15 protein-coding genes are annotated in these 20,249 nt (G+C 63.7%); 2 read left to right on the forward strand and 13 right to left on the reverse strand.

All coding sequences use genetic code 11. The annotated features are described in order from the left end of the window. Nucleotides 1–23: 23 nt before the first annotated feature. The 4 genes from ACX3OW_RS00925 to ACX3OW_RS00940 all read right to left on the reverse strand — a co-directional run bounded on the left by ACX3OW_RS00925 (nucleotide 24) and on the right by ACX3OW_RS00940 (nucleotide 4,416). A complete protein-coding gene (locus ACX3OW_RS00925) occupies nucleotides 24–1,100 on the reverse strand; it encodes a quaternary amine ABC transporter ATP-binding protein (RefSeq protein WP_459093857.1) in 1,077 nt (358 codons plus the stop codon). Beyond that, nucleotides 1,101–1,970 (reverse strand): ABC transporter permease, encoded by an 870-nt coding sequence (locus tag ACX3OW_RS00930; protein WP_459093858.1) that lies wholly within the window; start codon nucleotides 1,968–1,970, stop codon nucleotides 1,101–1,103. A gap of 121 nt (nucleotides 1,971–2,091) precedes the next feature. Further along, complete coding sequence (locus tag ACX3OW_RS00935; protein WP_459093859.1) at nucleotides 2,092–3,117, reverse strand: ABC transporter substrate-binding protein; 1,026 nt, start codon at nucleotides 3,115–3,117, stop codon at nucleotides 2,092–2,094. A 258-nt stretch (nucleotides 3,118–3,375) separates the two neighbouring features. Next, nucleotides 3,376–4,416: a glycine betaine ABC transporter substrate-binding protein gene (locus ACX3OW_RS00940; RefSeq protein WP_459093860.1), complete on the reverse strand. Its 1,041-nt coding sequence runs from the start codon at nucleotides 4,414–4,416 to the stop codon at nucleotides 3,376–3,378. A gap of 226 nt (nucleotides 4,417–4,642) precedes the next feature. Here ACX3OW_RS00940 and ACX3OW_RS00945 point away from each other — a divergent pair, with 226 nt between their 5' ends. Both ACX3OW_RS00945 and ACX3OW_RS00950 read left to right on the forward strand, forming a co-directional pair. Next, nucleotides 4,643–5,851 carry an ABC transporter substrate-binding protein gene (locus ACX3OW_RS00945; RefSeq protein WP_459093861.1) on the forward strand — a complete coding sequence of 403 codons (1,209 nt, stop codon included), beginning with the start codon at nucleotides 4,643–4,645 and terminating at the stop codon, nucleotides 5,849–5,851. A gap of 65 nt (nucleotides 5,852–5,916) precedes the next feature. Further along, on the forward strand, nucleotides 5,917–6,507 hold the full coding sequence (locus ACX3OW_RS00950) for a class I SAM-dependent methyltransferase (protein ID WP_459093862.1): 591 nt from the start codon (nucleotides 5,917–5,919) through the stop codon (nucleotides 6,505–6,507). A gap of 58 nt (nucleotides 6,508–6,565) precedes the next feature. On the opposite strand, the gene ACX3OW_RS00955 is transcribed toward ACX3OW_RS00950, so the two are convergent. From ACX3OW_RS00955 to ACX3OW_RS00995, 9 genes are all read right to left on the reverse strand, one after another. Further along, complete coding sequence (locus tag ACX3OW_RS00955) at nucleotides 6,566–7,888, reverse strand: branched-chain amino acid ABC transporter permease (RefSeq protein ID WP_459093863.1); 1,323 nt, start codon at nucleotides 7,886–7,888, stop codon at nucleotides 6,566–6,568. Further along, a complete protein-coding gene (locus ACX3OW_RS00960; protein ID WP_459093864.1) occupies nucleotides 7,885–8,889 on the reverse strand; it encodes a branched-chain amino acid ABC transporter permease in 1,005 nt (334 codons plus the stop codon). The genes ACX3OW_RS00955 and ACX3OW_RS00960 overlap by 4 nt, the downstream gene beginning before the upstream one ends. 5 nt (nucleotides 8,890–8,894) lie before the next feature. Then, nucleotides 8,895–9,599, reverse strand: coding sequence for an ABC transporter ATP-binding protein (locus tag ACX3OW_RS00965; RefSeq protein WP_459093865.1), 705 nt, complete (start codon nucleotides 9,597–9,599; stop codon nucleotides 8,895–8,897). Nucleotides 9,600–9,649: 50 nt separating this feature from the next. Further along, the gene (locus ACX3OW_RS00970; RefSeq protein WP_459093866.1) at nucleotides 9,650–10,432 is read right to left on the reverse strand and encodes an ABC transporter ATP-binding protein; all 783 of its coding nucleotides are present in this window, start codon (nucleotides 10,430–10,432) and stop codon (nucleotides 9,650–9,652) included. Nucleotides 10,433–10,582: 150 nt separating this feature from the next. Next, complete coding sequence (locus tag ACX3OW_RS00975) at nucleotides 10,583–10,969, reverse strand: methylglyoxal synthase (protein ID WP_459093867.1); 387 nt, start codon at nucleotides 10,967–10,969, stop codon at nucleotides 10,583–10,585. A gap of 95 nt (nucleotides 10,970–11,064) precedes the next feature. Then, nucleotides 11,065–12,816, reverse strand: coding sequence for a methyl-accepting chemotaxis protein (locus ACX3OW_RS00980; protein ID WP_459093868.1), 1,752 nt, complete (start codon nucleotides 12,814–12,816; stop codon nucleotides 11,065–11,067). A 478-nt stretch (nucleotides 12,817–13,294) separates the two neighbouring features. Next, the gene (locus ACX3OW_RS00985) at nucleotides 13,295–14,878 is read right to left on the reverse strand and encodes a methyl-accepting chemotaxis protein (protein ID WP_459093869.1); all 1,584 of its coding nucleotides are present in this window, start codon (nucleotides 14,876–14,878) and stop codon (nucleotides 13,295–13,297) included. 136 nt (nucleotides 14,879–15,014) lie between these two features. After that, on the reverse strand, nucleotides 15,015–17,417 hold the full coding sequence (locus ACX3OW_RS00990; protein ID WP_459093870.1) for a methyl-accepting chemotaxis protein: 2,403 nt from the start codon (nucleotides 17,415–17,417) through the stop codon (nucleotides 15,015–15,017). A 147-nt stretch (nucleotides 17,418–17,564) separates the two neighbouring features. Continuing rightward, nucleotides 17,565–19,973: a methyl-accepting chemotaxis protein gene (locus ACX3OW_RS00995; protein ID WP_459093871.1), complete on the reverse strand. Its 2,409-nt coding sequence runs from the start codon at nucleotides 19,971–19,973 to the stop codon at nucleotides 17,565–17,567. Nucleotides 19,974–20,249: the final 276 nt, after the last annotated feature.

The following is a 20,249-nucleotide window of genomic DNA, read 5'->3' on the forward strand; positions in this document are numbered from 1 at the left end:
GTCATGAAGCTGTCATGAAGCTGTCACGGGTCTTCGCCGACGCCCGGCGTATAACGCGCCAGCGCCTTGATGACCTGCCTTGCGGTAATGCGCCCGATCTGGCGGCCTTCATCATCGAGCACGCCCACCCATTGGTGTTCATCAAACAGCGGCAGCACGTCCTCACAGCGAGCGTTTTTGGACACCGCCTGGGCGCAGGGCTCGTGCTCGCCGCGCTCCATGATCGAGCGCACATGGATGGCGCGGGCCTTGTTCACCTCGCGCACAAAGTCCTCGATATGCGCATTGGCCGGCCGCAGCACGATATCTTCCGGCTTGCCCTCCTGCTGCAGCGCCCCATCCTTGAGCACCGCGATGCGGTCGCCGATCTTGAGCGCCTCATCGAAATCGTGGGTGATGAACAGAATTGTCTTCCCCAGTGATTTCTGCAGCTCGATCAGTTGATCCTGCATGCCGGAGCGGATCAGCGGGTCGAGCGCCGAAAACGCCTCGTCCATCAGGATGATGTCGGTATCCAGCGCCAGCGCTCGGGCCAGACCGACACGCTGCTGCTGACCACCCGAGAGCTGGCGCGGCTGGCTTTGCTCATAGCCGGACAGCCCGACGATCTCGATCCACTTGGCCGCCGCCTTGAGCCGCTCGGCCTTGCTGACGCCGCGCACTTCCAGCCCATAGGCGACATTGTCGATCACCGAACGATGCGGCAACAGGCCAAACTTCTGGAACACCATGGCCACCTGGGTGCGCCGATAGCTGCGCAGCGCGTCGTGGTCCATCTGCAGCACGTCGGTGCCATTGACCACGATCTCGCCGGAGGTGGGCTCGATCAGGCGATTGACGTGACGGATCAGCGTCGACTTGCCCGAGCCCGACAGGCCCATGACCACGAAAATCTGGCCGCGGGCGATATCGAGCGACACGTCGTCGAGCCCGACAACATGATCGGTCTCGGCCTGCACTTCGGCCTTGGATTTGCCGGAGCGCAGCAACGCCAGCGCGCCCTGCGGGTCCTTGCCGAAAATCTTGGTCACCCCGCGCATGGCGATGGCGAGGTCGGTGGCTTTGTCGCCCAACTGGGCGGGCGAGGTCATGACGTTCATCTAGCGCGCCTCCGACAGGCCGATACGGCCCTGCAATTGTTTGCCGAATGATTGGGTGATGCGGTCAAAAATGATGGCGAGCGCGACAATACCGAGCCCGGCAAACAGCCCGCGGCTGACTTCAAGCCGACCGATGCCCTGCAGCACCTGATAGCCCAGTCCGCCGGCCCCGATCATCGAGGCGATCACCACCATGGCCAAGGCCATCATCGTGGTCTGGTTGACGCCAGCCAGAATGGTCGGCAGCGCCAAGGGAATCTGCACGCCGAACAGGCGCTGGCGCGGACTGGTGCCGAAGGCGCGGCTGGCCTCCATCACCGCCGGATCCACCGAGCGCAGGCCCAGATCGGTCAGCCGCACCAGCGGCGGCGCCGCATAAACGATGGTGGCGATCAGCGCCGGAATCTTGCCGGGGCCGAAGATCATCACCGTGGGAATGAGATAGACGAAGCTGGGCATGGTCTGCATCAGATCCAGCACCGGGGTGATGATCTGCCGGGTCCGCGAGGACCGGCTCATCCACACGCCGACCGGAATGGAGACCAGAATGGCGGTGATGGTCGCGGCAATCATCAAGGCCATGGTGGTCATGGCGTCCTGCCACAAATCCATCACGCCCAGAAACAGCAGCGACACCAGCACGACGGCCGGCAGCTTCCAGTTTCTTGTGGCCAGCCAGGCAATGCCGCCCAGAATGGCCATGATCAGCCACCACGGGGTGGCGATCAGCAGGCTCTCGATGGATTTGAGCAGCATCAGCAGCGGATAGGCGGCGGCCTCAAAGCCATCGCCCCAATTGCGGACGACCCAGTTGAGGGCATCGTCAATGGCGCGTCGCAGCGGGCGAGAATCAATAATATCGGGAAACACGCGGGCTCTCTTTTCGGGAGTTCGGTGCGCATGATGCCGAAAAGCGATAGATCGCGCCTTCGGGCATCATACGGAAAGCGGCCGGGTCGCAACCCGGCCGCGTCATCGTGGGGACGAACAATCAGCTGAGGCTGGCTTTGACCTTTTCGGCCACTTCGGGCGACACCCAGCCGCTCCACAGCTCTTCCTTGGTACGCAGGAAGTTTTCGGCGGTGGCAGCAGCATCGGCCTGGTTCTCGTCGCCATATACCAGCAGCTCGCTGATTTCGGCATTGGTCAGGCCGACCTTGGTGAAATACTCGGCCACGGCCGGAGCTTCCTCGGTCAGCCAGGCGGCAGCGCCAACCACGGCGGGCGAGGACGGATAGGCGGTCACGCCAGCGGGTTCGTCGCAATCGGGATCGGTATTGCAGATATAGACGGCCTCGTCGGGCTCGCCCATTTCCAGCTGCACCGCGTCATACTTGCCCAGGATCGCCGTCGGGCCCCAATAGTAGAACACGATAGCTTCTTCGCGCACGAAGGCGCGGGCGATGGAAGCATCCAGCGTGCCGCCCGAACCGGGCGAGAACAGGTTCCACGTCGCATCCATGTCATAGGCTTCGAACAGCGCCGAGGTGGACAGCTCGCAGGCCCAGCCCGGCGGGCAGGAATACAGCCGCCCCTGGCTGGAATCTTCCGGATCGAGGAACAGATCGGGGCGTGCGATCACGTCGGTGGCCGACACCAGTTCGGGGTGGGCCTCCTGGGTATAGCGCGGGATGAACCAGCCCTCGACCGTGCCATCGGTGATGGCCTCGCCCAGCGACACCACACTGCCCTCGGCAACGCCTTCGGCCCAGGGCTCTTCAATGGCGCTGGTCCACAGCTCGGGCGCTACGGCCGGCGAGCCACGCGTCAGCATGGACGATGAGGTGGGAACCGTGTCGCCAGTGACGATCTCGACATCGCAGCCAAAGCCGGCTTCGAGAATGGTGGCGTGAATATGAGCCAGAGCGGCCGCTGACGGCCAGGTCATCTCGGCAATGTCGATGGTGCGATCAGTACCGCAGGCGGCGGTGGAGTCCTGGGCGATGGCGGGTACGGTTGCAGCGGACAACAGCGCAACGGTCATCGCGGCGGCAATGCCACCGGATTTCAATATCATCAGGTCGTCTCCTGGGATTTTTGGGATGAGCAAACCATACAGCACAATACAGCCCTGTCAAATCGCCCAATACTTGACAGATAACTGTTAAAATTGGCAATTTAGACTTGGCGTCTATTCTGAAATAGACTGCAATAAGACTGCTACAAGAGAAAAACTTGCTCACGCAAGTGCCCGCAAGTGGTCACGACATCACGCTGCAAGTGAAAAATAATTAGCGGCCATCTGATCGCCGCAAAATCGCCCAGTTTGCAGCGGTTACGGCGCGGCCGGGCCGGCCCAGCGGCGCCAGAGATCTTCTCGCTCGGCCACAAAGCGGTCGGCAATGCCCTCCACCGTGGCCCCGGGCTCGTTCAACTGGGCCAGCAAAGCATTCATCTCGGCGAGCGGCAGGCTGGTCCGCTGGAAATAGGCGGCGATGGTCGGAATGTCGGTAAACACCCATTCGGCAAGGGCCACGACCACGGTTTCGCTGGGGAAGGCGCTGGGCACGAGCGTGGGGCAACTGAGCCGCGCCAGGCACTTGGCCGCTTCCTCGTCATAGGCGCCCATGTCGAGCGGCACGAAATTGAACTGCGCCAGCACCGCATTGGGCTGCCAGTAATAAAACAGGATCGGCTCGCGTCGGCTCACCGCCTCGGCGATCAGCATATCCATCTCGAAGCGATTGCCCGGCTCGACCAGTTCCACCATGCCGGTCAGCCCCAGCGCCGCGAGCAGATTGCGGTTGATCAGCGCGCAGGCCCAATCGGCCGGGCAGGAGACAAAGCGCACCTTGACCCCATTATTGAGTGTCGGCATGGCGGCCGCCAACCCGGCGACGCCGGTCAGTTCCGGATGCCCCGCCGCCACATAATCCGGCATGAACCAGCCCTCGAACTGGGTCTCGACATAGGTCGCGGAGGCAGGCCGCAGCATTTGCGCGGCGATGCCGGCATTCCACACGTCGGCGATGCGGGTCACCCACATTTCCGGCGCCACGGCCGGCTGGCCGGTCGATCCCATCGACGACCCCGTGGCCGCCAGATCGCCGGGCGTAACCCGCACCTCGCAGCCAAATTCGCGGGCCAGAACCCGGGCATGGATTTCGGCCAGCAATTCCGCCGATGGCCAGCTCATTCGGGCAATGGAGAGTGGCTGGACACCACAGGGCGGCGGCGGCGCAACCGGCTCCGCCGGCGCAGCGGCGGGCTGGGCCGCATCCTGGGCCTGATCGAGCACGGTGAGCTGCGCCAGGGCCGGCGTCGCGGCCAGCGCGAGCAGTCCCAGCAGTGCCGCGCGCCATCGCTTCGCCATCATGGCTGCCACTCCCACCTCAGGCCAAATCTATGCAAAATGCGGCCCCGTTAAGCAACAGCCACAGCGGGCTGATTTGCCAATCAATACCCGGTGACTCCGCCCAATCAAATGTGCAACAGTCCCCCCAGTGGGGCGTGGGTTGCGCCCCCTTTATCGCGTCGTTCCGCGTGGAAAAGACTGGCTCAGGCAAGAGCCGCCCCCGGACCGGCCCAGCAGAGGGACGAACATGATCAATCTCAAGAATACACTGGTAATGGCTGTTGCCGCTTCGGCGCTCGCCATTGCTGCCCCTGCCATGGCGCAGGAGGTCAAGCTCGGCTTCCTGGCCGACATTACCGGCCCCATCGCCGGCTTCGCGCCTGGCATGGTTGATGCCGCCAATCTGGCCATCACCAATGTCAACGATCAGGGCGGCATGTTCGACGGCCAGAAGCTGACTTCGGTGCTGGCTGACAGCGCCTGCGACGGCGGCGCCGCTGGTCCGGCTGCTGACCGTCTGGTCAATACCGAGCAGGTCGTGGCGATCTTTGGCGGCTACTGCTCCGGCGCCACCATTGCCGGCGCCAATGGCTCGGCCATTCCGGGTAATGTCGTGATGATCTCGCCAGCCTCGACCGCTCCGGCCGTTGCCGAGCTGGACGACAACGACCTGGTGTTCCGCGACGTGGTTCCGGACTCCATCCAGGGCGTCAAGGCCGCTGAACTGCTGCTCGCTCAGGGCACCAAGGAAGTCGGCGTGACCTATGTCAATAACGACTATGGTTCGGGCCTCGCCGGTGCCTTTGTCGACGCCTTCGTCGCTGGTGGCGGCAAGGTGCTGGCCAATGTGGCCCATGAAGACGGCAAGGCCGACTACCGCCCCGAAATCGGGCAGGTCGAAGCTGCCGGCGCATCCACGCTGGTGATCTATGGCTACGAAAACGCCGGTGGCGGCGCCATCCTGAACCAGGCCATCGAAGCCGGCTCGTTCACCCAGTTCGTTGGTGGCGACGGCATGGCCGGTGAAGCCCTGCTTGCCGGCCGCGATGCGGCTGCGCTTGAAGGCATGATCCTGACCCAGGCTGCTGCGGCTGCTGGCCCGTCCTTCGACGCGCTGGACGCCCTCACTAAGGCGGCTGGCCAGGACGTCAACGGCACCTATGTGACCAACTCCTACGACGCCGTGTTCCTGCTGGCCCTGGCCATCGAAAAGAGCGGCTCGGCCGATCGTGACGGCATCTCCGCCGCCCTGCGTGAAGTCTCGAATGCTCCTGGCGAAACCATCCTGCCGGGCGAGTGGACCAAGGCCAAGGAGCTGATCGCAGCTGGCACCGACATCAACTACGAAGGCGCTTCGGGCACCATCGAGTTCGACGCTGTCGGTGACGTGGCCGGCGCCATCAACTACTTCGTCATCGAAGGCGGCAAGTCCGTCAACAAGGGCCTGATCGAGTAGTCTTGATCGCCTGAACCGACTGAAGGCCCGGGAGCGATCCCGGGCCTTTTTCATGGGAGCCGCTCATGGCAGATGACGAGACACTGGCGTTTTACGCCAACAACGCCGCCGACTATGTGCGTGACGGTGGCGACCGGCCCACCCCACGCCTGGTGGCCTTTCTCGACGCCCTCACCCCCGGCGCCCGCATTCTCGAGCTCGGCACCGGCAGGGGGCGCGACGCCGCCGTCATGCTGGAGCGCGGCTTTGATGTCGACGCCACCGACGCTTCGCCCGAGCTGGCGGCCGAGGCCAGCACGCGACTTGGCCGCATGGTGCGCATGCTGCGTTTTGACGAACTTGATGCGCCGGCGACCTATGACGCGGTCTGGGCCTGTGCCTGCCTGCTGCACGCCCCGGCGGCCGAGCTGACCGACGACCTGCGCCGCATCCATGCCGCCTTGCGCCCCGGCGGCCTGTTCACCGCCAGCTTCAAGGCCGGCACTGGCGAAGGCCGCGACCGCTTCGGCCGCTACTACAACTATCCCGACCGCGACACGCTGCTGGCGCATTTTCGCGCCGCCGCCGGCTGGTCGAGCCTACAGCTCGAAGAGGTTGCGGGGAACGGCTATGACCGCGCGCCCACCCAATGGCTCTGGGTCACTGCCCGGACATAAAAAGGCCCACAGCTGAACGCTGCGAGCCCTCTAAATTTTTCGCCGGCTTGTGCCGCGCTTAGCCCTCGCGGCGGATCACTTCGGGGATCAGCCCCTTTGGCGCGAAGCGCAGGGCGACCGAGATCACCACACCGAGTACGAAGACCCGCATCTGCAGCGCGCGCGAGTCGATTTCGGGAATCGCACCCCAGCCCAGATTGGTCGTCAGATGCGACAGGTTGAGGAACAGCAGCTGCGCCACCGGGTCGGACAGGATCCAGACCACATAGATCAGCAGCGCCCCCAGCAACACGCCCCAGCTATTGCCGGCGCCGCCAACGATCACCATCACCCAGATCATGAAGGTGTGGTTGATCGGCTGATAGCCCGAGGGATCGAAAATCTGGCTGAACGTCACCAGCATGGCGCCGCCAATGCCCATCAGCACCGAGCCCAGCACGAACAGCTCCAACTGCCGACCGGTCACGTCCTTGCCCATCGAACTGGCGGCAATGTGGTTGTCGCGGATGGCCCGCATCATGCGGCCCCACGGCCCGCCATAAGCGCGCTGGATGAAGTAGAACACGACGATCAGCACCACCACCGCCAGCGCCAGGAAACCCATCCGGGCCTGCACGAAGCTGTCGGCAATGCCCACGCCATTGGCCTGCAGCGCCTGGGGCAGCGGCGTCGGCCACGGGATCGGCGACACCGACATGGTGCCGCGGGTCAGCCAGTCCATATTCTTGATCAGCGCCCGGATGATCTCGGAAATGCCGATGGTGGCGATGGCGAGATAGTCAGTGCGCAGGCCAAGGCTGATCTTGCCGACAAAAAAGGCAATGATCGCCGCCAGCAGGCCACCGAACAACCAGCCCAGCACCGGATTGAGCCCCAGCCCGCCGATAAAGCCGGCGGTGGATTCGATATAGGCGGCGGCGGGATCGATCTGGCTGCGATAGATCACATAGGCAATGAACCAGGCCAGCACGACGACGAAGCCATAAAGGAAGCCGCGCAGCCCCAGACGCTTGGTCTGGCGCGCGGCATAGACCAACGCCACGCCGATCAGGAAGGCGAGCAGCGCCCGCCCCAGCATCATCGGCCCGTCTGAATCCCAGAAGCTGGCATTGACCGGATAGGAGATGAACACCACCCCGGCGCCGCCCACCATCAGGAAGCCCATGATGGCGAAGTTGAACAGCCCGCCATAACCCCACTGGATATTCAGACCCAGCGCGATCAAGGCGAAGCCGGTGGCCTGCACCAGGATCAGCAGCATGCTGGCGCTGCCCTGCGACACGCCAGCGGCTGCCACCAGCACGAAGAGCGCGATGAACAAGGCGATGCCGCGATAAAGCGGGCGGTCGATCCAGCGGATTTTTGCCTCGGTCGCGCTCATGACGACGCTCCCTTGAAGATACCCGTCGGTCGCACCAGCAGCGTCACCACCAGAATGATGAAGGCGACGGTGAGCTTGTACTCGGTGGGCACCAGCGCCAGATTGGCCGGCAGTTCCATGCCCTCGGGCAGCAAGCCGTTGAGCGGGCGCAGCACGGCCGTCCAGTTGAACACCGCCAGCGTTTCGGCAAAGGCGATGAGGAAGCCGCCGACGATGGCGCCATAGGCATGGCCCAGCCCGCCAACGATGGCGGCAGCAAAGATCGGCAGCACGATATTGAAGGCCAGATCGGGCATCAGCGCCACGTCGAGCGCCAGCATCACCCCGGCGACGCAGGCCAGACCGCCGGCGATCACCCAGGTCACCCGCACCACCAGCGCGGTATTGATCCCCGACACCTGTGCCAGATCGGCATTGTCGGCCATGGCGCGCATCGCCTTGCCCAGTCGCGAGCGGGTCAGGAACAGATGCAGCGCGATCACCAGAATGGCAGTGACCACGAACATCAGCACCTGCGGCTCGGTGATCGAAATCGGCCGCGTCCCGCCAAAGGCGCTCATATCGATGCGGAAGATATCCTTGGGTTCATTCTCGTAGAAGCTGCGGGTGCCCGAACCGAAAATCAGCCGGATCAGGCCCTGGATCATCAGCGTCACGCCGATCGAGGCGATCAGCAGCGTCACCGGCTGGGCCCCGCGCTTGCGCAAAGGGGCATAAAAGCCCTTGTCGATGCCCAATGCCAGGAAGGCGGCGATCACCATGGCGATCGGCAGCACCACGAAGCCCATCGGCAGCGGCGTCACGATGCCCATGGCCGTGAACAGCCCCGCCAGCACAAAGGCGATGAAGGCCCCCATGGTCATCATGTCGCCATGGGCGAAATGGGCGAAGCGCAGAATGCCGAAGATCAGCGTGATGCCGATGGCACCCAGCGCATAGATCGAACCGAGCACGGTGCCCGAAATCAGCACGCGATTGATAAAGAATATGAGTTCGTCCATGACCCTCAGCCCCCGAGGAAACTTTTGGCGACTTCGGGATCGGCAATCAGCTCGGCGCCCGTGCCGGTAAATCGGTTCTGGCCATTGGCGAGCACGAAGCCGCGCGAGGCGAAGGCCAGCGCCTGACGCGCATTCTGCTCGACCATGAGAATGCCGACGCCTTCCTTGTTAACCCGCACGATGGTTTCGAAAATCTCGATGACATAGCGCGGCGACAGCCCGGCTGAGGGCTCGTCCAGCATCAGCAGGGTTGGCTTGCTCATCAGGGCGCGGCCCATGGCCACCATCTGACGCTGTCCACCCGACAATTCGCCCGCCGGCTGGCGGCGCTTTTCCGCCAGCACCGGGAACATCTGATAGACCCAGTCCATCGTGTCCTTGAAATCGTCGCGCCGGGTAAAGGCGCCCATTTCGAGGTTTTCTTCGACGGTCAGCGAGGTGAAGACGTTCTTTTCCTGCGGCACGAAGCTGAGCCCCTTGGGCACCAGCGCGTCGGGCAGCGAATTGACGACATTCTCGCCCTGAAATTCGATGGTGCCGCCGGTGACCTTGAGCAGGCCGAAAATCGCCTTGAGCGTGGTCGACTTGCCGGCGCCGTTGGGCCCGACAATGACGCCGATATCGGACTGCTCAATGGCCATGCTGACACCATTGAGGATCGGCGCGCCACCATAGCCGCCGACGACATGTTTCAATTCAATCAGGGGCATTAGCGGGTTTCCCCCAAGCAGAGCCGGCTTTGGAACAACAGAACCCTCATCTACGCCACCGCCACGGGGGTGCCGAAATAGGCTTCGACGATGGCGGGATTGGCGCGGATTTCGGCCATGGAGCCCTCGGCGATCTTTTCGCCCTGCGCCATTACGATTACCGGGTCGCATAGCCGGGCGATCAGATCCATATCGTGCTCGATGACGAAGAAGGTGTAGCCCAGCTCCTTGTTCATCCGCTCGATATTGCTCGCCAGATCGTTGAGCAGCGTCTTGTTGACGCCCGCCGCGACCTCGTCGAGCAGCACCACCTTGGCGTCGACCATCATGGTGCGGCCCAGTTCGAGCAGCTTTTTCTGCCCGCCCGAAAGATTGCCGGCCAGCTCGTTGCGCACATGGCCCAGCTTGAGGAAGTCGATGACATCCAAGGCTTTTTTGCGCACCTCGGTCTCGCGCGAGCGCGCCAGACCGGGCCGGAACCAGGCATTGCCCAGCGACTCGCCGGGCTGATCGCCGGGGACCATCATCAGGTTTTCGATGGCCGACATATTGGAGAATTCATGCGCAATCTGGAAGGTGCGCAGCATGCCGGTGCGGAACAATTGATGCGGCTTGAAGCCGGTCACATCGGCGCCGTCGAAGATCACCGTGCCCTCATCGGGCTCGATGTTGCCGGCGACAATATTGAACAGGGTGGACTTGCCCGCACCATTCGGTCCGATCAGCCCGGTCACCGAGCCGCGTCGCACCGAGAGCGAGCAGTTGTTCACAGCGGTCAAGCCGCCAAAGCGTTTGCTGACGTTACGAACGTCGATAACCAAGTCAGAAGGCACCAAAGCCGTCCCGTCTCCCCAATACGATGCATGCCCGGTTGAACATCCAGGCTATTTTGCGGCATCTGTTCATAAGGCGGGCAATGGGTCAACTTGACTTTTCAAGTTGCAAGCCGGCTTTGCAATCGCTTCAACGCCGGAAAATCGCCGCTAAACGTCTGGCGCGTCAGGCGATCCCAGATAGACCAGCACCGCGTCGGCCGTCGATTTATTGTTGGCGCAGAGCACATCATACAGCGTCGCCAGCCGGGTCAGCGCCTTGACGTCGACGTCATGCGGCTGCGCCGTCATCGGATCGATAAAGAAGATCAGCACGTCCAGTTTGCCCTCGGCGATCATCGCGCCGAGTTGCTGATCGCCGCCCAGCGGGCCGCTTTTGAGCAGCGCCACCGACAGGCCCGTCGCGGCCATTACCCGGCTGCCAGTGGTGCCGGTGCCCCATAATTCGTGCTGGCTGAGGATGTGCCGATGCCGGGCGGCCCAGACGCAAAGGTCGTCCTTTTTGTCGTCATGTGCCACCAACCCGATCCGCGCCATGCTGCTCTCCATCCTGCTCAGATTGCTTCAAGCATGCTTGCAGCAATCTGGGCAATGGCTGGCAGCATGCTGACAGTTTTCTTGCGGTTGTCTTGCTAGAATTCGTTCCAGTCCGGCGAGATCGCCGCATTGCCGATACTGCGCAAGGCCGGGGTCGGCCGGGCCGGTTTTTTGGCGACCGGCGCAGCGCCTTCCATTTTGAAGATATCGACGATCTGATCCAGTTCGCTGGCCTGGGCTTCGGTCTGCTCGATGGCGGCATTGGTCTGTTCGACCAGCGCGGCATTATGCTGGGTCATCTCGTCCATCAGCCGCACCGCGACGGTGACCTCTTCGAGCGCCGCCGCCTGTTCGCTATTGGCGAGGGCAATGGCATCGATCAGGGTCGAGCTTTCCCTTGCGCCATTGAGGATGGCGAGCAACTGTTCGGAGGCCTGCCCGACCAGGCGCGAGCCATTCTTGACTTCGCTGGCGCTGGCTTCGATCAGCACCTTGACCTCGCTCGAGGCCTGCGCTGCCGATTGGGCCAGCCGCCGAACTTCGACGGCGACCACGGCAAAGCCCTTACCGGCATCACCGGCGCGGGCGGCTTCGACCGACGCGTTCAGCGCCAGCAGATTGGTCTGGAAGGCGATGTCGTCGATCAACCCGATAATATTGGAGATCTTGCCCGAGCTGGTCTCGATGGCGCCCATGGCCTCATTGGCCCGGGCCATCACCTGGCCGCCTTCCGTGGCGCTGGAGGAGACGGCCTGCGCCTTCTGGCTGGCGGTGGCGGCGCGGGTGGCATTGTCCTGTACGGCGGTAGAGAGCTGTTCCACCGAGGCCGAAGTCTCCTCGATGGTCGCCGCCTGCTTGGTGGTGCGTTCCGACAGATCGTTGGCGCCGGAGAGGATTTCGCTGGTCGCGGTCTTGAGCGAGCGCGAGGTCTTTTGCAGGCCGCCGACAATATCGAGCAAGCGCCCCAGCGACTGATTGAAGGCCAGCCGCAACTGCTCATACTGGCCGGTGAATTCGCTATCGATGCGCCCACTCAGATCGCCCTCGGCCATTTTGGCGAGGCTGGTGGTCAGATGGGCGATAATGCCTTCGGCGCGTTTGCGCTCGGTGATGTCGGTGGCAAATTTCACTACCTTGACCACCCGGCCCTGCGCATCAAGGATCGGGTTGTAAGACGCCTGAATCCAGACTTCCTTGCCACCCTTGCCGAAGCGCTGGAACTCGGCGGCCACATATTCCCCGCCATGCAGCCGCTCCCAGAAGCTTCTATAGTCGGCGCTGGCGGCATAGGCCGGATCGCAGAACATGCGGTGATGCTTGCCGACGATGTCGTCGAGCCGATAGCCGAGCACGGCGAGGAAGTTCTCATTGGCACTGCGCACCGTACCGTCGAGGTTGAATTCGACAATCGCCTGGGCCCGGCTGATGGCGGCAATCTGGGCCTTGTGGTCGGCGGCCTGATTGGTCTGGGCGGTGACGTCGGTGGCGAATTTGATCACCTTGACCGGCTTGCCGGCCTTGTCGAAGACCGGATTGTAACTGGCCTGTATCCACACCTCGCGCCCGCCCTTGCCAAGGCGCCGATAGGCGGCGGCCTGGAACTTGCCGGCGGCAAGATCGGCCCAGAACTGCTGATAGGCTGGCGACTGCGCCTCGGCGGGGTCGACAAAGAGGCGGTGATGCTGGCCCACGACCTCATCGAGCGCATAGCCCAGGGCATTGAGGAAATTCGCATTGGCGGTGATTATGGTGCCGTCGAGCCCGAACTCGATCACCGCCTGGCTGCGCATGATCGCCTCGACCTTGGCCTTGTCGTCGCTGCCGCTATTCCGTCCGAATAATCCCATCGAAAAGGCCCTCCAGCCCCATGCGTCCAGCGCAGCAGTCAGGTTAGAAAATAATGGATAAATGTGGGTTTTGATGGCGCTAGTGGACACTGCGTAGATGCAGCGGGTCCGCTTGCGCCAGGTGGCCGTCTGGAGGTCTGGTGGCTGGCAGCGGCAGTTGATTTGCGGAGTGAAGCACGGCTCGATCGTCCACCTTGAATCGCCGGGCCTGCCCGCGATGCTGCGTTGATCTGCGTCCACGCTCAAGCTGCGCGAGAAAGGTTAATGGACCGACAATTTCGCGCTGGGGCGGGCTGTGTGTGCGGAGTTCCAACAGCCAAACGCAGTGTCATCCCGGCCTTAAGCCGGGACCCATCCTGAGATGGGTTCAGCGGCACGATCTGGGGATGGGCCCCGGCTCAAGGCCGGGGTGACACCGTGGGTGTGGGGGCTGTGGTGATGATGCTGCGCCCCGCAAAGGGCGACGGCAGTTCGTCCGCTAGAACTCGTTCCAGTCCTGCGCCAGCGCGGTGTTGCCGAGGCTGACCGGGCCGGCGCGGAAGCGCGGGGGGCGGGCCACGGGGGCGGCGCGGCTGGAGCCGATCTTGAACACGTCGACAATGCCATCGAGGTCGCTGGCCTGGCTTTCGGTCTGTTCGATGGCGGCATTGGTCTGTTCGACCAGCGCCGCGTTGTGCTGGGTCATCTCGTCCATCTGCCGCACGGCGATGGCGACCTCTTCGAGCGAGGCGGCCTGGTCCTTGTTGGCCTGGGCGATGGTGTCGATCAGAGTGGCGCTTTCCTGCGCCCCGGCCAGAATATCGAGCAACGTTTCGGCGGCCTGACCAACCAGGCGGGTGCCGCTCTGCACCTCGCGGGCACTGGCCTCGATCAGCGTCTTGACGTCGGCCGAGGCATTGGCGGCCGATTGGGCCAGCCGGCGGACTTCGACAGCGACCACGGCAAAACCCTTGCCGGCATCGCCAGCGCGGGCGGCTTCGACTGAGGCGTTGAGAGCCAGCAGATTGGTCTGGAATGCGATGTCGTCGATCAACCCGATGATGTTGGAGATCTTGCCCGAGCTGGCTTCGATGGCGGTCATGGCCTCATTGGCCTGCTTCATCACCGTGCCGCCCTGGGTGGCGTTCTGTGCCACCACCTGGGCCTTGCCGCTGGCGGTCGCGGTGCGGCGGGCATTTTCCACCACCACCAGCGACAATTGTTCCACCGCCGCCGAGGTCTGCTCGATGGTCGCCGCCTGCTTGGTGGTGCGGTCGGCCAGATCATTGGCGCCGGAAAGGATTTCCCCGGTCGCCGTTTTCAGCGACCGCGAAGTCTCGCGCAGCTGGCCGACAATATCGGTCAGCCGGTCGGCTACCGCATTGGTGTCGTCCTTGATCTGGGCAAATTCGGGATCGAACTCGGCGGTGATGCGATGGGTCAGATCGCCGCCCGCCATCTCCTTGAGCACTTCGCCGGTCAGCGTCACCGCGCGATTGATCTTGGCCTTGGCCGCATCATCGGCAGCGCGGGTGTCCTCGGTGAGCTTGTCGAAATAGGCGGTGACGCCGATGTCGATATCGAGCAGCGTCGATTTGATCAGGCTGGCCAGGGTCAGCGCCATGTCGTCGGCAGCGGCCAAAACCTCCTCGGACGAGGCGGGCTTTTTGCCGAAGCGGCCCTTTTTGGGCTGCAGCGCCTCGGTCATCATGTCATGCACGAGACCGGTCACCAGCGTTTCCAGAATGACGCCATAGCCACCGATATGCCAGCGCGGCTCCAGCCCGATCCTGGCATGAACCAGGCCGACGCGGCTGCTGGCCTCGAAATAGGTATCGTCCTGCGCGCCATCGGCAATCGCCTGCCAGTGCCCGACCTGCCGGGCCTGGACCTTGTCCATCTGCGGCTTGCCCTCAAAGAAGCGCGCGACCGCCGGGACCTTGGCGATCTTGGCGTAAAATTTATCGAGCGCCAGCGGCAGATGCTTGTCGACATGGATTTTCGCCCTGGCTTGCCGCTGGCGAGCCGTCTGATCGAGGCCGATGAAGTCGAGACGGGATTGCAGACTGTCTTTGGTGGGCATAGGGGCGCTCAAGGGGTAACTGCGTGACGTGTGGGCCATAGTCCGGCGGCGGACCATGATCTGGATCAATTGCCCTACAGTGATGCGGGCATGGTGAAGGCCCGGTTAACCGGGCCTTCAGGGGTGACAGCGCCGCTCAGGCGGCGCGGCCGGAGCTTCGCAGCGGCGTGACCCGGGTCGGGGCGGCGAGGGTGAAGACCCCGATCACCTGATCGAGTTCATTGGCCTGCGCCTCGGTCTGCTCGATGGCGGCATTGGTTTCTTCGACCAGCGCCGCATTATGCTGGGTCATCTCGTCAAGCTGGCGCACCGCGACATTGACCTCGTCGATGGAGGCGGCCTGCTCGCGGCTGGCCTGGGCGATGCCGTCGAGCAGCAGCGCATTGGCGCGGATGGCATCCTGCACCAGCACCAGCCGTTCGGCGGCGTTGGCGACCAGTTGCGAGCCGCCCTTGACCTCATTGGCGCTCTGCTCAATCAGCAGTTTGACGTCGGCCGAAGCGCTGGCCGCTGATTGCGCCAAGCGGCGGACTTCGACGGCGACCACGGCAAAACCCTTGCCGGCATCGCCAGCGCGGGCGGCTTCCACCGAAGCATTGAGGGCCAACAGATTGGTCTGGAAGGCGATGTCGTCAATCAGCCCGATAATGTTGGAGATCTTGCCGGAGGATTGGGTGATGCGACCCATGGCCAGAGTGGCCTCGCCCATCACCGCGCCGCTGGCTTCGGCCTCGACCGAGACGGCCCGCGCCTTCTGGCTGGCCTCGGCAGCATGGTCGGCATTGTCGAGCACGGTCTGGCTGAGCTGGGCGATGGCGGCGCTGGTCTGCTCGATGGTGGAGGCCTGGCGCGTGGTGCGCTCGGACAAATCATTGGCGCCGGAGAGGATTTCCCCGGTCGCGGTCTTGAGTGCGCCGGAGGTGCCACGCAATTGGGAGACGATCTGCCCGAGCTGTTCGGCCACGCCATTGGTGTGGTCGCGCAAGCGGCCAAAGGCGCCCTTATAGTCGCCGGTCATGCGGTGGCTGAGATCGGCGCGGGCCAGAGACGCCAGCACGCTGCCGGTTTCGCTGAGGCCGCGCTCCACGGTGGCAACCAGATCGTTGAAATTATCGGCCAAGAGGCGCAGTTCGGGATCGGCGAGGTCGGTGCCGACACGCTGGGAGAAATCGCCATCGATGGCGGCCCCGACCACAGCGCCGATATCCTGTTGCAGCGCCCTTATGACACTGACCTGCCCGGCGCGTTCGGCGCTCATATCGTGCTCGACCAGGCGCAGCTCGGCCATTTTGAGGCCGTTGCGGCGGAACACTTCCACCGCCTCGGCCATATAGCCCAGCTCGTCGGCGCGCTCGAGGCCCGGCACGGTCAGCTCGAGCCGGTCGGCAGCAATCTCGGCCATGGCGTCGGTGAGGCGCGAAATCGGTCGGGTGATGGTGCGGGCGATCAGCACGCTGACCAGGGTGGCCAGCGCCAGCAAGGCCAGCCCGATCAGCAGCATGGTCTGGCGCAGATTATTGGCGGGGGCGGAAATATCGGCCTGGCTCTCCAGCGCCACCACGGCCCAATCGACGCCGCCAAAGCTCAGCGGCTCGCCGGCCACCACATAGGTTTGCCCATTGGCATGTTCGAGCGTGCCGATGCCGGCGGTGCCGGCCAAAGCGGCGCTGACCGCTTCGCCCGCAATCGACAGGGTGAGCACATCATTGTCCGGCGTCTGCGGCGCGTCATTGCGGGCCAGCCCGTCCTGGCCGACCAGATAGGTTTCCCCGCTTTCGCCCAGACCACGGGTGCGGCCGAGCACGTCGCCGATGCGGGCGGTGGGCAGGCGCAAAGCCAGGACGCCGATCAGAAAGCCCTGATCATAGACCGGTCCGGCAATGAAGCTGGCCGGGGCTCCGGCGCTGGGCGCATAGGGGGCGAAATCGGAGAGGAACACCTGCCCCGCCTCGCCCGTCATGGCGGCGCGGACGACCTTGCCCAGATCGCTAGCGGCCCAGGGCCCGCCGCCTTCGGCAAAATTGGTGGCGAAATCGGCGTCCTTGAACACCGAATAGACATTGTTGAAATCGGTATCGAACAGCAGCACGTCGTCGTAGCCGCGCTTTTCCAGCAGATCGCGGAAATCGGCATGCAGGCTCCGGTGATGCAGATCATAGACTGGCAGCTTGTCGGAGGTGTCGAGTTTGAGCCGTTCGCCGGCCGGATTGGGGTTTCCCGTCAGATAGGCGGTCTGCAACAGCTCGGTGGGATCGCCCTGCCCTTTGAGCGAGCGCATGGCGCCGGCGAAGGTGTCGATATTGGCGGCGATTTCGGAGCGCCCGGCAAACAGCGTCAGATCCTCGGCCACTTCGCGCAGATAGGCTTCCAGCGCCGAATGGGCATTGGCGGCGGCGGAGGTCAGGCGTTGCTCGGCCTGGCTGGTGACAATGGCGCTGCTGGCAACATAGGCCGCGAGCGCCAGACTGGCCCCGGTGACAAGCGCAATCGCCACGACCATGGCCGGCAGCTTGAAGGCAAGTTTGAGCTGGGTCGTCATGCGATGAACTTCCGCTGTTGAGGCGGCAAACCATAGGAAGAATATGGTTAAAGAAGCGCTTCCGGGGTCGTTACACGGCCGTCACACAAACGAAAACGCCCTCCCGCTGGGGGAGGGCGCTGGACAGATAGCGACAGGCGAAGCCTGCTAGAACTCGTTCCAGTCGGCCGAGATGGCGGCACTGCCCTGGCTGAGATAGGCCTGGGCGGCGCGCTTGACGGCGGCCGGCCGGTTGGTGGTCGCTGCGCTGCGCGTCGGGGCGCGGACTGGGTCGGGTTCGCGCATGCCGGTATTGAACACCGATACGATATCATCGAGCGCGCTGGCCTGGGCCTCGGTCTGCTCGATGGCGGCGTTGGTTTCCTCGACCAAAGCGGCGTTGTGCTGGGTCATCTCGTCCATGGTGCGGACGGCGACATTGACCTCTTCGATGGCCCCGGCCTGCTCGTGGCTTTCGCGGGCAATGCCATCCATCAACTGGTCATTGGCGCGCGCCGCGGTCAGCATGGTCATCAACCGGCCGGCGGCATCGGACACCAGACGCGAGCCCATGCCGACCTCATTGGCCGACTGCTCGATCAGCACCTTGACGTCCGCCGAGGCACTGGCCGCCGACTGCGCCAGGCGCCGCACTTCCACGGCGACCACGGCAAAGCCCTTGCCGGCATCACCGGCGCGAGCCGCTTCCACCGAGGCGTTGAGGGCCAGCAGATTGGTCTGGAAGGCGATGTCGTCGATCAGGCCGATGATGTTGGAGATCTTGCCGGAGCTGACTTCGATGGCCGCCATGGCGGCATTGGCCTTTTCCATCACCAGCCCGCCCTGTTCGGCGGTGCGGGTGACTTCGGCGGCGTTGACGCTGGCATCCTTGGCGCGCTGCGCATTCTGCAACACGGTGGCGGCGAGCTGTTCCATGGCCGCCGAGGTTTCCTCGATGGTGGCCGCCTGTCGCGTGGTGCGTTCGGACAGGTCGTTGGCACCCGACAGGATTTCGCTGGTCGCGGTCTTGAGGGTGCGCGAAGTGACGCGCAGCTGGGTCACCACTTCGGTGAGCTTGTCGCCCACCGCATTGGTATCGGCCTTGAGGCTGGCGAAGGCGCCCTGATAGTCGCCATGCATGCGCATGGTCAGGTCGGTATTGGCCAAGGCCGTCAGCACCCGGCCGGTCTCTTCGAGGCCGCGATCGACGGTATCGACGAGGCTATTGACGCTCTGCGCCAGCCCGTTGAGTTCGGGATCGGGGAATTCGGTTTCGACCCGGCGGGTGAAGTCGCCGGCAATGGCGGCATCGACCACCTGACCGAAGGCGTGTTGCAGGTCGCTCATCATGGCGCGCCGGCTCTGTTCGTCGGCAATGATGCGCGCCGCTTCGGCCTCGGTCATCTGGCTGACCTTGAGCCCGTTCTGGCGGAACACTTCCACCGCCCGCGCCATGGCGCCGATTTCGTCGCCATTATCGGCATAAGGCACGGTGACCTCATATTCGCCCTTGGCCAGACCGCCCATGATCGCGGTCATGCGGCGGATCGGCTTGGCGATCATGTCGGCGCCGAGCCACACCAGCAGCAGCACCAGCGCCAGCAGGCCCGCACCGGCGCCCAGCGACAGATTGCGCATCTGGTCGACGCTGGCAAAGATGGTGGCCGAGGGCACATCCATCAGCAGGGTCCAGCTGTCGTCGACGCCATCAAAGGTGAAGGGCATCGAGGCGACGAATTGCTGAATGCCATTGGCATCGGTGTAATACATGCCCTTGCTCATCAGGCTCTCATCGAGCAGCACGCCGGCGATTTCGGGGGCCAGCTGCGTGCCGACCAGCGCCGGATCGGGATTGGCGATCCACTGATTGTCGCTGCTGATCAGCATGACATTGCCGACATCGAAGGGTCGCAGCTGGGAAATCACGCCGGCGATGGTGGCCAGGCTCAGATCGGCGGTGACCACGCCGGCCGGCTTGCCACCCTTGTGCACCACGGCGCTGATCGTGGTCATCAGCACGGTCTCGCCATCCACTTCATAGGCGAAGGGCGGCGTCAGGACGGTGCGATTTTCCGCGAGCGGCAGCTGGTACCAGGATTCATTGTTGGCCTGCGGCGACAAATCGAGCTTGTCGACGACGATTTTGCCGTCCTGATTGATGAAATAGGGCACGAAACGCCCGGTGGCGTCGGAATAGGGATGGTTGAGATAGGCCGCATCGCGGCCATCCAGCGCATCGGGTTCGAAAGCCAGCGCCATGCCGACCAGCTCGGGGCGTGCGGCGGTCGTCGCCGACATCAAACGGCCCAATTGATCGCGATTGACCGGGCCCTCGGCAATGGCGCCTTCGACGGCCGTGGTGATGCCACGGGCCAGCGAAATCACGCCGCCCATCTGGCCTGAAACCAGCTGGCTATATTGGCCGAGCAGGGCGCGCGCCCGTGCTTCTGCCTCATTGCCCGCCGTCTCGTACATCAGCGTCGTACCAGCAAACACGATGCCACAGATCGATGTGGCGAACAGCACTCCTGCGCCGACCACCAGCTTGGTGCGGATCGACAGGTTGGAGAATTTCATTCTGTATTCCCTACCATAAATGTCTCTTGCGAGACGGCCCCCGACAACCCGGCACAGCCGAGCCCCGTGACCGCAGCTGTGCGGCAGGAACCAGAATTTGATAGCGGGAAGCGACGCAAAGTTGCTTCTGCCGCGTGCTCGCGCGACCGGTTCAGGCCAAGTACAACTGCGTCCGCCCCCACCATGCCGAAGGCTGACTTAAAGCCAGGTTAAGTCACGGAAAATCCGTGGTTTTCCGAATGGAAAAAGGGCGCCTCGCGGCACCCTTGAACCAAG

Source organism: Devosia sp. A449 (assembly GCF_054489375.1).

Excerpts from the sequence above, each read along its gene's own strand:
- ACX3OW_RS00925 (WP_459093857.1), bottom strand. The coding sequence starts at position 1,100 with ATGAACGTCATGACCTCGCCCGCCCAGTTGGGCGACAAAGCCACCGAC.
- ACX3OW_RS00935 (WP_459093859.1), bottom strand. The coding sequence starts at position 3,117 with ATGATATTGAAATCCGGTGGCATTGCCGCCGCGATGACCGTTGCGCTG.
- ACX3OW_RS00940 (WP_459093860.1), bottom strand. The coding sequence starts at position 4,416 with ATGATGGCGAAGCGATGGCGCGCGGCACTGCTGGGACTGCTCGCGCTG.
- ACX3OW_RS00945 (WP_459093861.1), top strand. The coding sequence starts at position 4,643 with ATGATCAATCTCAAGAATACACTGGTAATGGCTGTTGCCGCTTCGGCG.
- ACX3OW_RS00950 (WP_459093862.1), top strand. The coding sequence starts at position 5,917 with ATGGCAGATGACGAGACACTGGCGTTTTACGCCAACAACGCCGCCGAC.
- ACX3OW_RS00955 (WP_459093863.1), bottom strand. The coding sequence starts at position 7,888 with ATGAGCGCGACCGAGGCAAAAATCCGCTGGATCGACCGCCCGCTTTAT.
- ACX3OW_RS00960 (WP_459093864.1), bottom strand. The coding sequence starts at position 8,889 with ATGGACGAACTCATATTCTTTATCAATCGCGTGCTGATTTCGGGCACC.
- ACX3OW_RS00965 (WP_459093865.1), bottom strand. The coding sequence starts at position 9,599 with ATGCCCCTGATTGAATTGAAACATGTCGTCGGCGGCTATGGTGGCGCG.
- ACX3OW_RS00975 (WP_459093867.1), bottom strand. The coding sequence starts at position 10,969 with ATGGCGCGGATCGGGTTGGTGGCACATGACGACAAAAAGGACGACCTT.
- ACX3OW_RS00980 (WP_459093868.1), bottom strand. The coding sequence starts at position 12,816 with ATGGGATTATTCGGACGGAATAGCGGCAGCGACGACAAGGCCAAGGTC.
- ACX3OW_RS00985 (WP_459093869.1), bottom strand. The coding sequence starts at position 14,878 with ATGCCCACCAAAGACAGTCTGCAATCCCGTCTCGACTTCATCGGCCTC.
- ACX3OW_RS00990 (WP_459093870.1), bottom strand. The coding sequence starts at position 17,417 with ATGACGACCCAGCTCAAACTTGCCTTCAAGCTGCCGGCCATGGTCGTG.
- ACX3OW_RS00995 (WP_459093871.1), bottom strand. The coding sequence starts at position 19,973 with ATGAAATTCTCCAACCTGTCGATCCGCACCAAGCTGGTGGTCGGCGCA.